Genomic DNA, 13,483 nt, shown 5'->3' on the forward strand with positions numbered 1-13,483 from the left:
GGTGCGCTATGACCGGCGCAAGTCGTTGCGGCGCAAGCCCCGGTCAGGGCGGTCAAGGCGGTCAAGGCACTTTGGAATCCTCTCGTGCGCAAAACCTCGGCAACTACTGGATAAATATCGACAATTATGTATTTTCTAGATCGAATCGAGACTGATTGTATTCTTTGGTGAGCATACGGAAGGGCGCGGAGTGTTTCAGCAAATAGGAAACGCCCTGGCCACCTTGACCGCCCTGACCGGGCCTTGTGCCGCAACGACTTGCGCCGGTCATAGCGCACCTTCGCACCCTGACCGCCTTGACCACTTCAGTTGTTCGGAGGGAGTTCGTGGACGGCAGGTGGTTGGACGGTACTGGCGCCTGAACCGCCCGGGATCAGTCCTCATCATCCCCGCCCGGGGACCAGCCCGGGGCGTCGCGCCGGCGCCGGTCGTAGTCGACGAGTAGCGCGTCCGGGCGCCCCTCGGTCCAGGTCACCCCCACGTACATGTTCTGCCGCTCGCGCCCCTCTCGCGGGCGCGCCCGCTTGACCTCACGGAACACCTTGCGCAGCTCCCCGCCAAAATTCCCGTCGGATAGGGGTAGGTAGCGCCGCTGGCGGCACCACTCCACATAGGCCGCGAACAGCTCCGTGGTCCTCAGTTGCGCGGTGGGCGCGGGCTTCAGGTGCTCGTCCAGGAACTGGCGGTGCGGGTTGCACAGTTCGCGGTGCTCGGCCTTCGCCGCTTCGCACGTTTGGGACGCCGTAAAGTGGCCCTGGCGGTACAACCGGCACAGGCCGTCCAGTGCCCAGTTCAGGATGCCAGGTAGTTCGCCAGATGCCGCCCACCACTCCGGTTCGGACATCCCGCGCACGCGCTCGGAATCAGATATCACCGCTGTGAACGGGACGAGCTGGTAGCGCCGCCAGACGCCCTCGGTGCGGTCCGCGAACCGAGGGAGGGTGTTCGTGAGGAGGAGCAGCCGGGCCGTGGGGCGCGTGTGGAGCGGGGTCTTGTTCTTGCGGTCGAAGCTCATGAGATCGCCGGACACGAAGCTCTTCAGTTTCGCCTCCGCGACCCGGTCCATTTCGCCCACTTCGGCTACTGCGTTCACCAGTTTCCCCAGCGTGCCGGCCAGCGCGAACCGCTCGCCGAACTCCTCCAGGGGCACGGAGGAATAGTTCCAGTCGCCCACCAGCGCGCGCAGCGCCGCCAGGAACGTGCTCTTGCCGTTGGACCCGTCCCCGGACAGGACGAAGAACGTCTGGAAGTGCGAATCGTACCGCAGCAGGTACCCGGCCATCTCTTGCAGAACGGCGACGCGCTCGGTGTCGCCGTCGGTGATGCGACCGAGGAACGCCTCGAATTTCGGGCACCGTGTGCCCGGCTCGAACTTCACCGGTAGCGCCGCCGGCGTGAAGAACAGGGGCGTGGCCGGTAGAACGGTCGCTGTTCCGCTCGCGAGAAGTTCGGCCACGTCGATCAGCCCGTTCGCGCAGGCGATGTACTCGCGCTGGGGAGCGACGGGGCGCAACCGGGGGATGCGCCCGGGCTGCGGGGCATCGGCTGTGAGCATCAGGGGCCAGGTCGTGTCCCCGTCCAGGTGGCACATGGACGCGGCCGCATGGATCGCGTTGCCCACCTTTCGGCCGTCCAGCTTCACCACCTTGGGGCGCGCGTTCCGGCGCCCGTCGGCCTCCCAGTTCGCCACGGCCACACGGTGATCGGCCTCGCACTCCTCGCGCAAAATGGTCCAGGCGCGCTTGCTGAAATCGTCGTCGGTCACGGTCACGTAGCGCCCGCGCTTCCACTCCCACCACTCGGCCCGGTGGTAGATCAGTGTGGGCAGATCCCCGATTCGGGGAACGAGCAACCGGCCCAGTCGGTGCGGGTCGAGGAAGTCTTCGTGGACGGGGTCTTGGGGCGGGGGCGCTTCGGGCGCGTCCGGGGCTTTCGTTGCGGGGCTGGTTCTTGTGGAACGGGCCTCTGTGGGCCTGGGAATTGGGGCGCGCCGAGGTGGGCCGTAGCCCTCCGTCCGGAGCCGTTCGGCGAGTGCGGCGAAGTTGTTGCCGTGTTCCAGCGCGGCGCGGAGCTGGCTCGGGTTCAGGCCGCGGTGGTCCGGGATGCCGGCCGCGTCGGTGAACCCGTAGAAGATGGGCACGCCCGACACGAGCATCAGGTTCCCGCTCTTGTCCCCGTTCTTGCCGGGGCGCCGGAAGTCCCAGCGCGGCCCGCGCCGGCCCGCGGGCTCCCACCGGTGGGCCTGGAGCAGCGCGGCCATTGTTTCCATTGTTTGGGAGCGATTGAACGACGCGAACACGTCCTCGGCGGGCGCCTGGGTAGGGACGGGGGCGCGGGGCGCGGGCGGATTCGGGTTATAGGTCAGGGCCGCGTCGGGGATCAGCGACGCGGGTTCGCCCGTTAGACCCAGGACGTGTTCGACAGCGCTCGCGCCTTCGAGCCAGCCGGCGCCGGACCAGACGCGCGGCCAGAAGTCGCGCGCGTGGTGGCGCCCGATGAGCCGGAGCCAGTTCCCGAACTTGGTCGAACCGTCGAGCGTGGCCTGCTTGGGGAACACCTCCGGTGGCCGGGGGAACCCGAATTCCCCGGCCCGGCGCACGAGCCAGCGCCCGAACGCGAACAGGACCGGCCCCTCCACCGGGTCCGCGAACAGCGCGCGCAGGTGGTACCCGCCGGTGCCGTTGGACTCGCTGAGGAGCGGGGCGAACCCGAGCGCGCGGAGGTCGTCGTACAGGGTTCGCGCGAACCGCTCGTTGACCGCGGGGTCGGTGGGGGTACCCGGGTGGGCGTCGATGTCGACCCCGACCCACTTCCCGGCCCCGTCCGTGCCCAGCGCGTGCAGCCCGATGACGTCCGCCGTGCCGCGTGCGCGGAAGTGCCGGGCGAGCAGCTCGTGGTTCACGAACCCGGGGCTCGGGCCTTTGACGGGGCGCGTGGTCCGGTGGACGCCCCCGGTATCGACCCAGCACCCGCCGCAGCGGTCGGTTCGGTTCACGATGCGCAGCGCGGCCCAGCGCGCGAGGTCGTCCGCGCGCGCGTGCCAGGCGATGGTAGTCACGGGTGTCAAAACGCCGGTTCTCCATAGGTTCCCGGGGCGCGTGGGTTCCCAGGGTGCGTATTGCAGCGGCGCTACCCGCCGCCCTTGCGGGCGCATCGATGCCCGAGGTGGAGGCGCGCCAGGGAGTGCGTGGGGGTCCACCAGGGGTTGTGCGCATCGATGCCCGAGGTGGGGTCCGCCAGGGGGGGGCGCGTCATTGCCCTCGGGGTGCGTGGAGGTCCGCCAGGGGTTGCGCGTTGCTCCACCCCTGGCTACTCGCGGCCGCCCCGTTCGGGGCTCCCTTGGTGGTTTTCAGCCCCGGTAGGGGCGCAGGCCCGTAGCCAGGGGTGGAGCAACGCGCAACCCCTGGCGAGCCCTCACCCCGGGCAATGATGTGCGCAACCTCTGGCGAGCCCTCACCCCGGGCAATGATGCGCGTAATCCCTGGCGGACCTCCACGCACCCCGGGGCAATGACGCGCACCCCGGGCGGACCCCAACCCGGCGCGCCTCCACGTACCCCTGGCGCGCCCCCACCATCGTCGGCGCGATCAGTCCCGGAGCGCGTCTTCGAGCGCGCGGACCGCGTTCTCGAACGCGGGGTCGTCCTCGTCGTCGTGGCACGGGCGCTCGCGGAACGTGGCCGGCGGGTCGAACCGGGGCGGCGCCCAGTGTACGACCCGGTCCGTGACGCAGACGGGGCAGCGCCAGATCTCCGTACCGTTGGGATCGACACACACGAGCACGCGGGGGTGGTTGCAGCGGTTACTGGTGGCGCGCTGGGACACGGCACACTTCTCCTTCGGTGCGGGAATCGGGACGTCGGGGTAAGAGAAGGGGACTTCGGTGAAGAGAAGGGGTGAAATGGTGAGCGGGTGAAGGGGTGAGAAAAACGGCTCGTTTCGCCTACGTTTTTGTCTTTTCACCCGTTCACCCTTTCAGACTCTCACCCCTTCAGGCAAGAAGGGTTACTCGTCGTCGAAGTCGTCGGCGCCGTCTTCACTCATGTCCTGGCGCTCGATGATTTCGTCGGTGATCGTGTCGAGCAATTCGTCGAAGTCGTCGGCGCCCAGATCGTCGGCCGCCTCATCGAGCAATTTCGTGATCTTACGCTGGTACTCGTCCACGGTTCGGTCTCCGGGGTTGGGGATGGGGACAGGGACGGGTGTTGAGACACTGGGGCGCCCCGTCACGCGGGCGCGTCGGCGGGGGCGGACGCCTTGAGGAAGCGGGCCACGGCAGCGGGGGTGGTCCACCACTCGCCCCGGCGCTTCACGCCGTCGAGGTGGGCCCCGCGCCGGCCCTCGATGACCCACCGGAGCATCACCACCGGAGGGGCACCGGCCGCGCCGCTCAGGTCCGCGAGCGGGCGCAGCTCCCCGTCGGCCGCCAGGCGCAGGATCGCGCGGCCGATCTCGATGCGGCTTCTCTTCGCCACGATTGGGGGTTCCTGGAAGATCTGTGGGCGGGGCGGAACGCGCCCGTTGGCAATCGGGGGCAGAAGCGCCCCGGTGGAATGTACTCCCGCGCTTGTATTTTGATCGCGCGTTCAGTATTACTAGATTTAGTACGCGATAACTGCGAGGGTGTCAAGCGGAATTACTAAAACTAGTAACGAGGTGCGCGACCGTGGCCGAGCGCGAACCCCTGAGTCCGTCTCAAGCGAAACTGCTGGAGTTCCTGCGCGCCGAACTGCGCGCGCGCCGCGGCGTCCCGTCGTGGCCCAAGATCGCGCGCGCGTGCGGCTGGTCCTCCACGCGCTCCGTGGGCTACAACCTGGACCAGCTCGCGCGCCGCGGGCACCTGCGCCTCACGGGGGGGCCGGGGGGCATCGAGCTGGTCGGCGCGCCGGCCGGGTTCACGCTACCGGTACTGGGCGACGTGGCCGCGGGCGCGCCGATCCCGCCCCCGGGGGACGGCGAGCCCGAGCACTTCGAGTTCGAGAGAGTGTTCGGCGGCGAGGACGTCTTCATGCTCCGGGTCCGGGGCGACAGTATGATCGAAGCGCTGATCGGCCCGGGCGATCTCGTGGCCGTCCGGCGCGCGCCCGAGGCCGCCGACGGCGAGAAGGTGGTGGCCATGATCGACGGCGAACTCACGCTCAAGGTGTTCCGCCAGCGCGCGGGCGGCGCGATCTGGCTCCAGCCGTGTAACTCGAAACTCGCCGGCATCAAGCTCGACCCCAAAAAGGACAACCGCGTCATCGGCGTACTCGTGGGGGTGGTCCGGGCCGGGAACTGATGACAGGCGGGTGGGCGAAGGGGTGAAGGGGTGAAGGGCAGAGCCGCGGACCCCAGATGTAGACAGGCAGCGCCCGTCCGATGGCGGTGCGTGTCGAACGCTCTCCGGTCGGTCACTTCCGCTTGCCCTCTGCGCGTGCCTATGAGTACACTTCCGGCCCGCTTTCCCGGAGGCAAGCCATGTGGTGCGCGCTGTTGGCTCTGGTGCTGTCGGTGTGCCCGGTCCTGTCGCAGAAGCCGAGGCCGGATCGCGTCGCGCGAATCAAAGTCGATGGGAACGTCCACACCCCCGACTCGGTGATCTTAAATGAGCTGTACGCATTGGGGTTGTACCCCGGCCGGCTTCTCAATCGCGCGAAATTGCCGATCGCTCAGACGCGACTGAAGAAATTGGGACTGTTCGAGGACGTGACCGTTGCGGTCATCGATAACGAGTTCGACAGCGAGTACAAGGACATTCTCATCCAAATTCAGGAGCGCTCGTGGGTGTGGCTCACGTTCGCGGTCGAAGACACGACAATCGCCGTGCTGACACTGGACGTCGACCTGTACCGGAGCACCGCGTACCGCGTACAAAAGAAGCTGTGGGGCCAGAGTCCGTAACTGCGATTGATTCCCCAGAGGCGGCGCAGACGCGCACCCGAACGAACCAACGGAGACGTGAATGACCGGACCGGTGCTGGTGTCCGTACAGGTCGGGGGGCCGCAAACGTTCGGCGAGGAGGGGGCCGCGGACCCGGCCGACCGACCGTGGACCACCGGGTTCATCAAGGCGCCCGTGACCGGGCCGGTCGCGCTGCGGCGCACCAACCTGAGCGGCGACGGGCAGGCCGATCTCGTGAACCACGGCGGGCCGGACAAGGCCGTCTGCGTGTACCCCGAGGTCCATTACGCCTACTGGCGCGCCGACCTCAACCGCGACGAGCTGCCGCCCGGCGCGTTCGGGGAGAACTTCACGGTCGGCGCGCTGGCGGAGCCGGACGTGTGCATCGGGGACGTGTGGAAGGTCGGCGCCGCGGTCCTCCAGGTGTCGCAGCCGCGCCAGCCGTGCTGGAAGCTGGCCCGCCGGTGGCGCGTCAAGGATCTCGCGCTGCGCGTGCAGCAGACCGGCTTCACCGGGTGGTACTTCCGGGTGCTGCAAGAAGGAGTAGTAGAAGCGGGTCTTCCACTGGAACTGGTCGAGCGCCCCGAACCGCACTGGACCGTCGAGCGCGCCAACCGGGTGATGCACCACCTGAAGTCCGACTACGCGCAGGCCGCGGAACTGGCCGCGCTACCGACGCTGTCCGCGAGCTGGAAGAACACACTGCGCACCCGCGCCGAGAAGCACACGCACCCGGACGCCGGCAAGCGCCTCAACGACCCGCACGCGAACTGAGGGCGTCGCGCTCCAGGGGCGCGCGACTATTTCCCGAGAGCGCGCCCCGGGCGGAATTAGGTGCCCCGTTCGGGCACCGGCATAGGCGGCACGGGCGCCACGCCCGTGCGGGCGGGGTCTACCGGCGCCCGGTTCTCGCACCCGACACCCTTCACCCCTGCGTCACAAGCACCGGTCCTCGACACCACACCCCTCGGGCGCGAGCGACTCCAGACCGCGCGCCGTTTCGCACCGGGCGCCTGCGGGTTATCACCAGCACAACCTCGCGTTTCCACACCCCATTCAGGGGGTAGATCCCGCGCGGCCCTTCAACCATCGGATAACAAATAAACTCTAGTGGTGACACACGATGCGGCGATTTGATAACCTTCCAATAGTACGCACGCCTTCTCGCATTCGCTTCGCACCTGGCCCGGGTCGTAGGTCGCACCATGAACGGAACCGGTGAATCGCTGCCCGTCCCCGCGTCGCTCACCGTTCACACCGCGGTCGAGGGGCTGCTGCTGCTGTTCAACGCGGTGGAGGACTACGCGGTCTTCGTAATGGACACGTCCGGGCGCGTGACCGTGTGGCACCCCTGCGCCCAGCGCCTCCTGGGGTACGCGGCCGAGGAGATCATCGGGGCCGACTTCGCGCGCCTGTTCCCGCCCGAGGACGTCGCGCGCGAGGCCCCCCGGCGCCAACTGGACGCGGCCGCCCGTTCCGGGCGCGCGGACGAGGAGGGCTGGCGCGTTCGGAAGGACGGCACCCGGTTCTGGGCCTTCACCTCGGTGTCCGCGATGCGGGACCGCACCGGGGGCATCTGGGCGTTCGGTCAGATCGTCCGCGACCTCACCGAGCGCCGGCGGGCCGAGACCCTGTTCCGCTCGGTCATCGACAACGCCGACGACTGCATCATCACGAGCGACGTCACGGGCCGCATCCTGCTGTTCAACCGCGCGGCCGAGCGCACCTTCGGGTACGCGGCCTCCGAGGTCGTCGGGCACAACGTCCGCGTCCTGATGCCCGAGCCGTTCCGGGGCCAGCACGACTCGTACATCGAGCACTACGTGCGGACCGGGCAGGCCCGGATCCTGGGCGCCGGGCGCGAGGTCGTGGGCCTGCGGAAGAACGGCTCCGAGTTCCCGCTCCACCTGGAAGTGTCGCAGTTCACCCTGGACGACCAGCGCCACTTCATCGGCATCGTGCGCGACCTGTCCGCGAGCAAGCGGCTCGAGGACCAGTTGCGCCAGTCGCAGAAGATGGAAGCGGTGGGGCGGCTCGCGGGCGGGGTCGCGCACGACTTCAACAACCTCCTCACCATCATCAACGGGTACAGCGAAGTGCTGATGGGGGCCATGCCCGCCGGCGACCCGAACCGCGAGTGGGTCCGGGTCGTCTGGGAGGCCGGGAACCGCGCGGCCGGGGTGACGCGCCAGCTCCTGGCGTTCAGCCGCCGGACCATCGTCGAGCCGCGCGTGCTCGATCTCAACGAGGTCGTCGCGCTGTCCACGAAGATGCTGAAGCCCCTGATCGGCGAGGACGTGATCGTGTCCACGGTCCTGGCCCCGGACCTGGCACACGTCCGGGCGGACCGGAACCAGATCGAACAGATCCTGGTGAACCTGGCCGTGAACGCGCGCGACGCGATGCCCGGCGGCGGGCGCCTGAGCATCGAAACGCGCGACGTGCGCCTGGGGGCGCCGGGCTCGGTCGCGTACCCGGAGCTCCAGCCGGGGCGGTACGCGCAGCTCACGGTGACGGACACCGGGGCCGGGATGACGGCCGAGGTGCGCGCCAACATCTTCGAGCCGTTCTTCACGACCAAGGAATCGGGCAAGGGGACCGGGTTGGGGCTGGCGATGGTGTACGGGGCCGTGAAAGCGCACGGGGGGCACATCGACGTGTCCAGTGCCATCGGAACGGGGACCACGTTCACGATCCTGCTGCCGGCCACGACCGAAACCGGGGCCGAGGGCGACGGCACCGCGCCCGCGTTGCCCCTGGCCGCGCGGGGCACCGAGACGCTGCTCCTTGTGGAGGACGAGGACGGGGTCCGGCACCTGGCGAAGTTCGTTCTCGAGTCGCACGGGTACACCGTGATCGAGGCCCGCGACGGGCGCGAGGCGGTGGCACTGGCGGGCGCGCACGCGGGGCCGATCCACCTCATGGTAACGGACGTGGTGATGCCGGGCCTGGGCGGGCGGGAAGCGAGCGAGACGGTCCGCGCGGCGCGCCCCGACCTGAAGGTGCTGTTCATGAGCGGCTACACGGACGACGAGGTGGTGCGCCACGGGATCGTCGAAGCGACCGGCGCGTTCCTCCAGAAACCGTTCTCCCCCCTGGGGCTGGCGCGAAAGGTCCGCGCGGTCCTCGATTCGGCCCCCGATAGCTGACGCCGAGTCGGACCCGCCTGGCGCCCCCTCCGGGGCCGGTCCCGTTGCTCTCGTAATTGCTCCCAGGGCGCCGCCCGCGCCTCGGGTCTCACTTCTTCGCGCGCTTCGCGGTCATGAGGACCGTTTCCGAGTTCTCGGTCGTCTTGAACTCGGTGGGGCGCTCGCGCCCGGTCAGGTTGATGCACCCGGTCAGGTTGTCGCCATCGAGCTTATAGATCCCGAGCATGGTGGTCCCGCGCCCCTCGCCCTCGGTGACGGTCGCGTCGAACGTCTTCGGCGACTTGGTCGAATCGAACTTGTGGGTGCCGGACGAGGTCACCTTGTCGCCGATCTTGATGGCGAACTTGTCGCCGTCGAACGTGACGGTGGTCATCTTGATCTGATTAAAGGGGATCTTCTTCCCGTTCCACTCCAGCGTCTCATACGCCCACGTTCCTTGTGTGGCCTTCTTGTCGTCTTTTTCGTCGGCGGCGCGCGCGGGTGCGAACACGGCGACGACCAGAGCGGTACACAGAAGCGCAACTCGGTGACTCATGACCCGGCTCCCGAAGTGACAATACAAGCACTTGAACGCGGCCCGGTGGACGCCACACGAGCCAACGGTTCAAAGCCTACGCGACCGATTTGCCGAATTCAAGAAGGCGTTCCCGGGTGCGTGTTGGTTGTGGCGCTACCCACCGCCCTTGCTGGCGGGGTTCGCCCGCGCCCGGGGTGGGGGCGCGCCAGGGGTGAAGGCGCGTCATTGCCCCGGGGTGCGTGGAGGTCCGCCAGGGGTGGGGGCGCGCCAGGGGTGCGTGGAGGCGCGCCGGGGGTGCGTGGAGGCGCGCCGGGGGTGCGTGGAGGCGCGCCAGGGGTGAAGGCGCGTCATTGCCCCGGGGTGCGTGGAGGTCCGCCAGGGGTGAAGGCGCGTCATTGCCCCGGGGTGCGCGTCATTGCCCCGGGGGTGCGTGGAGGTCCGCCAGGGGTTGCGCGTCATTGCCCGGGTGGGGGCGCGCCAGGGGTGGGGCGCGCCAGGGTTGCGTGGAGGCGCGCCAGGGGTTGCGCGTTGCTCCACCCCTGGCTACGGGCCCGCGCCCCTACCGGGGCTCAAAACCACCAATGAAGCCCCGAATGGGGCGGCCGCGAGTAGCCAGGGGTGAAGCGCATGCGCAACCCCTGGCGCGCCTCCACCCCTGGCGCGCCCCTACCCCCGGCGCGTCTCCACCCGGGCAATGACGCGCCCCACCCCGGGCGCGCCCCCACCCGGGCGCGCCCCACCCCGGGCGCCCCCCCCCCGGGCGCGCCCCACCCCGGGCGCGCCCACCCTGGCGCGCCTTCACCCCTGGCGCGCCTCCACCCGGCAATGACGCGCCTTCACCCCCGGCGCGCCTCCACGCACCCCTGGGGCGCCCCACCCCTGGCGCCCCCACCCCCGGCGCGCCTCCACGCACCCGGCGCGCCTTCACCCCTGGCGCGCCCCCACCCCTGGCGCGCCAGGGGTGGCGCCACCCACCGCCCTTGCGGGCGGGGTTCGCCCGCGCCCGGGTTCTCTTCTGTTTTCCTTTTTCCTTTTTCCTTTTTCCTTCCGCTCCTTTTTCCTTCCCCTCCCCCTGAACCCCCCGTTTCACACGTCGGTTAGAATGTCGATTCACAGCCGCCCCTTCTCCTCGCGCTGCCACACGTGACATCGGCCGGGCATGTTGTCAGCGCGCCACGAAACCTTCTGCCTCGAATACGTCATCGACCTGAACGGGTCCGCGGCGTACCAGCGCGCGTACCCGAAGGCGAAGACCGCCGGCGCCGCGCGCACCGGGGCGGCCAGATTGTTAGCAAATGTTAGCGTCCGCGAGCGCGTGGCCGAACTGCAACTCGCGCGGGCCGAGCGCGCCGACACCACCCACGAGTGGGTACTGGAGCGCCTCAAGCAGGAGGCCGAGTTCGAGGGCCAGGGGGCCAGCCACGCGGCCCGCGTATCGGCCCTGGCCCTCATCGCGAAGCACCTGGGCATGTTCAAGCCGGTGCCCGTCCCGGACCGCCCCCCGATCGACCTGTCGAAGATCCCCGATGACCTCAAACGTGCCCTCCTCGCTGGACTCCGCGCTGTTCGCGGCCCTGGGGCTCCGGGCTAAAGACCTGCCCCTCCTGGAGCCGGACCTGGAGCGCTGGGACGCATCCACCCTCACCCCGGCCCAGTGGAACGCGCGGTTCCTGCCGCACTACTTCGGCACGTACCCCCCTGCCCTGCTCCACCGCGACTTCGACGCGGACCTCCACAACCTGCACCTCGCGCGCGGCACCAGGCGCTCGATCATCGCCCCGCGCGGCGCCGCCAAGAGCACCTGGAAGACCCTCGCGTATCCCCTGCGCTGTGCCCTGGAGGGCTGGGAGCCCTACGTCGCAATCCTCTCGGATTGCAGCACGCAAGCCAACAACCAACTGCGCCACATCCGCCTGGAACTCGAAACCAACCAGCGCCTCGCGTCCGTGTACCGCACCGCGTGCGCGCCGGGGGCCGAGTGGAACGAGAGCAAGTTGCGCCTGAAAAACGGCGCGGTGATCGAGGCGTTCGGTACGGGCAAGAAGATCCGCGGGCACCGGAACCGGTCCGCGCGCCCGTCACTCATCATCTTCGACGACGTCCAATCGAACGCCGACATCCGCAGCGCCGAGTTGCGCCAGCACGCCTGGGACTGGGCCACGCGCGACGTGCTCCCGGCCGGCGACGAGCGCACCAACTACCTGGCGGTGGGCAGCGCCCTGCACCGCGAGTCCGTGGCGGTGCGCCTGGGCCAACTCGCGGGGTGGACTGGGCGCACCTACCGCGCGGTCCTCTCCTGGCCCGAGCGCGCGGACCTGTGGGACGAGTTCGAGCGCCTCGCGACCAACCTCGCCGACGGCAACAAGCTCGAAACGGCGCGGGCCTTCTATGCGCGAAACAAGCCCGAGATGGACCGCGGCGCCGAGGTCTACTGGCCGGACCGGTTCCCCATCGTGGAACTGATGCTCAAGCGCGCCGAAGTGGGCGCGACCGCGTTCGAGTCCGAGTACCAGGGCGTGCCCGGTGTACCCGAGGGCGCCGAGTGGCCCGCCGAATATTTCGATCGCACCGATTTCTTCTTCGACTCGTGGCCCGCGGACCTCGTGTTCAAAATTCAGAGTCTCGACCCCTCGAAGGGCACGAGCGAGAAATCCGACTACCAGGCGCACGTGCTGCTCGGGCTGTCGCAGTTCGGCACCCTGTTCGCCGATTGTGAACTGCGCCGCGAATCGGGCTGGGTGGAGCGCGCGATCGACATCGCGGCCGCGTGGCGCCCGGAAGAGTTGATCGCCGAAGTGAACAACACGATGGGCCTGTTCACACCGGCCGCAGAACAATTATTGCGGGAGCGCCACACGCAGGGCCGGCCGGTCGCGCTGAAGTACACCGAAACGATCGTTTCGCGCCCCAAACCGGTGCGGATTCGCGCGCTCAACGACTACCTGCGGCGCGGACAGTTGCGCGTCAAAAACACGCCCGGCGGCCGGCTTTTGGCCGAACAACTGCGGGATTTTCCGCACGGCGCACACGACGACGGCCCGGACGCGCTCGCCACCGCCGTCCTGCGGATGCAGGAGCTTGTAACTTAAGCGCACAAGTAATGCTTATAGTTTCTATGTAGAGTTCGTCTTAATTGTTCCAAACGGGTCACGAGTGTGGTAAGAAGGAGCCGCGTGCGATACGAACCGCCGGTCGCGCGTATGCCCAAGCCCAGCGTGATGCCGTGACCGATGAGCCCGCCCTTCTCGCTACAATTCTGGCCCGCCCGGACGAGGACACGCCCCGTCTGATGTTCGCCGACTGGCTGGACGAGCACGCCCAGCCGGTGCGCGCCGAGTTCATCCGGGTGCAGGTGCGACTCGCCGACCTCTTGCGCCGCATGGCGCGCGCCGGCCTCTGCCCGGCCCCGCGCGCCCGCACCGCGGCCGAGCACAAGCGCTACCCGGAACTGTTCGGGCTGCTCGCGCGCCAGGCCCTCATCTGGCCCACGTACAGCGAGTGGTTCCCGTTCGCGCCGGTCCCGCAGGACCACGCCGCGGCCACCTGCGAGGACATCTTCAACAAGCTGTGCGTGTACGCGCGGAGCGGTACCCTACCGTGGGTGTCGCTCACCCAGCGCGGGTTCGTCAAGGCGGTCCAGTGCTCCGCCGCGAACTGGCTCACCCACGCGGACGCGCTCCTGGCCCGGCACCCGATCGAGCGCGTGCGCCTCACGGACGTCGCGGGCGCGCGGGACCACGTCCGGCACGGGTGGCGCAACGGGCACAAGTGCCAGCTCGGGTTCCGGGGGCGCAAGATGCACGTACTGGCGCTGCCCCCGTCGGCGCCCGGCTCCGAGAGCACCTGGCCGCACCTACTCGAAGCCGAGTGGCCGGGCCTCGCGTTCGAGCGCGGGTTCGATTAGCGCATCCACCCTGGCAGCCCCGCAGATCACGCC

At 69.1% G+C, this 13,483-nt stretch carries 12 protein-coding genes; 7 read left to right on the forward strand and 5 right to left on the reverse strand.

Features of this window, described 5'->3' with window-relative positions; all coding sequences use genetic code 11:
* Positions 1-373: 373 nt before the first annotated feature.
* The 4 genes from VT84_RS23495 to VT84_RS23505 form a co-directional block, all read right to left on the reverse strand.
* A complete protein-coding gene (locus tag VT84_RS23495; RefSeq protein ID WP_239465934.1) occupies positions 374-3,058 on the reverse strand; it encodes a phage/plasmid primase, P4 family in 2,685 nt (894 codons plus the stop codon).
* A 529-nt stretch (positions 3,059-3,587) separates the two neighbouring features.
* Positions 3,588-3,824 (reverse strand): hypothetical protein, encoded by a 237-nt coding sequence (locus VT84_RS23500; RefSeq protein ID WP_082841195.1) that lies wholly within the window; start codon positions 3,822-3,824, stop codon positions 3,588-3,590.
* A 180-nt stretch (positions 3,825-4,004) separates the two neighbouring features.
* Positions 4,005-4,163, reverse strand: a complete 159-nt coding sequence (locus tag VT84_RS38830; protein ID WP_157469755.1) for a hypothetical protein — start codon at positions 4,161-4,163, stop codon at positions 4,005-4,007.
* 62 nt (positions 4,164-4,225) lie between these two features.
* On the reverse strand, positions 4,226-4,474 hold the full coding sequence (locus tag VT84_RS23505; protein WP_052552672.1) for a hypothetical protein: 249 nt from the start codon (positions 4,472-4,474) through the stop codon (positions 4,226-4,228).
* Between the two features lie 191 nt (positions 4,475-4,665).
* On the opposite strand from VT84_RS23505, the gene lexA reads away from it, so the two are divergent.
* From lexA to VT84_RS23525, 4 genes are all read left to right on the forward strand, one after another.
* Positions 4,666-5,277: a transcriptional repressor LexA gene (gene lexA / locus VT84_RS23510; protein ID WP_162271821.1), complete on the forward strand. Its 612-nt coding sequence runs from the start codon at positions 4,666-4,668 to the stop codon at positions 5,275-5,277.
* 179 nt (positions 5,278-5,456) lie between these two features.
* Entirely contained in the window at positions 5,457-5,879 is a 423-nt protein-coding gene (locus tag VT84_RS23515; protein WP_162271822.1) for a POTRA domain-containing protein, read from the forward strand.
* Between the two features lie 61 nt (positions 5,880-5,940).
* Positions 5,941-6,654: an MOSC domain-containing protein gene (locus VT84_RS23520; protein WP_082841198.1), complete on the forward strand. Its 714-nt coding sequence runs from the start codon at positions 5,941-5,943 to the stop codon at positions 6,652-6,654.
* A gap of 431 nt (positions 6,655-7,085) precedes the next feature.
* Entirely contained in the window at positions 7,086-9,029 is a 1,944-nt protein-coding gene (locus VT84_RS23525) for a PAS domain-containing sensor histidine kinase (RefSeq protein WP_082841199.1), read from the forward strand.
* A gap of 88 nt (positions 9,030-9,117) precedes the next feature.
* Here VT84_RS23525 and VT84_RS23530 read toward each other — a convergent pair whose 3' ends face one another.
* Complete coding sequence (locus VT84_RS23530) at positions 9,118-9,564, reverse strand: TIGR03067 domain-containing protein (protein ID WP_082841200.1); 447 nt, start codon at positions 9,562-9,564, stop codon at positions 9,118-9,120.
* Positions 9,565-10,705: 1,141 nt separating this feature from the next.
* Here VT84_RS23530 and VT84_RS23535 point away from each other — a divergent pair.
* The 3 genes from VT84_RS23535 to VT84_RS23545 all read left to right on the forward strand — a co-directional run bounded on the left by VT84_RS23535 (position 10,706) and on the right by VT84_RS23545 (position 13,450).
* Entirely contained in the window at positions 10,706-11,137 is a 432-nt protein-coding gene (locus VT84_RS23535; protein ID WP_082841201.1) for a terminase small subunit, read from the forward strand.
* On the forward strand, positions 11,073-12,635 hold the full coding sequence (locus VT84_RS23540) for a hypothetical protein (RefSeq protein WP_239465462.1): 1,563 nt from the start codon (positions 11,073-11,075) through the stop codon (positions 12,633-12,635). Before VT84_RS23535 ends, VT84_RS23540 begins: the two co-directional genes overlap by 65 nt.
* A gap of 134 nt (positions 12,636-12,769) precedes the next feature.
* Complete coding sequence (locus tag VT84_RS23545; protein ID WP_162271823.1) at positions 12,770-13,450, forward strand: TIGR02996 domain-containing protein; 681 nt, start codon at positions 12,770-12,772, stop codon at positions 13,448-13,450.
* The last annotated feature ends 33 nt before the right edge of the window (positions 13,451-13,483 follow it).

Origin of the sequence: Gemmata sp. SH-PL17 (genome assembly GCF_001610855.1) — a bacterium.
In the GTDB taxonomy this organism is placed as follows: Bacteria; Planctomycetota; Planctomycetia; order Gemmatales; family Gemmataceae; genus Gemmata; species Gemmata massiliana.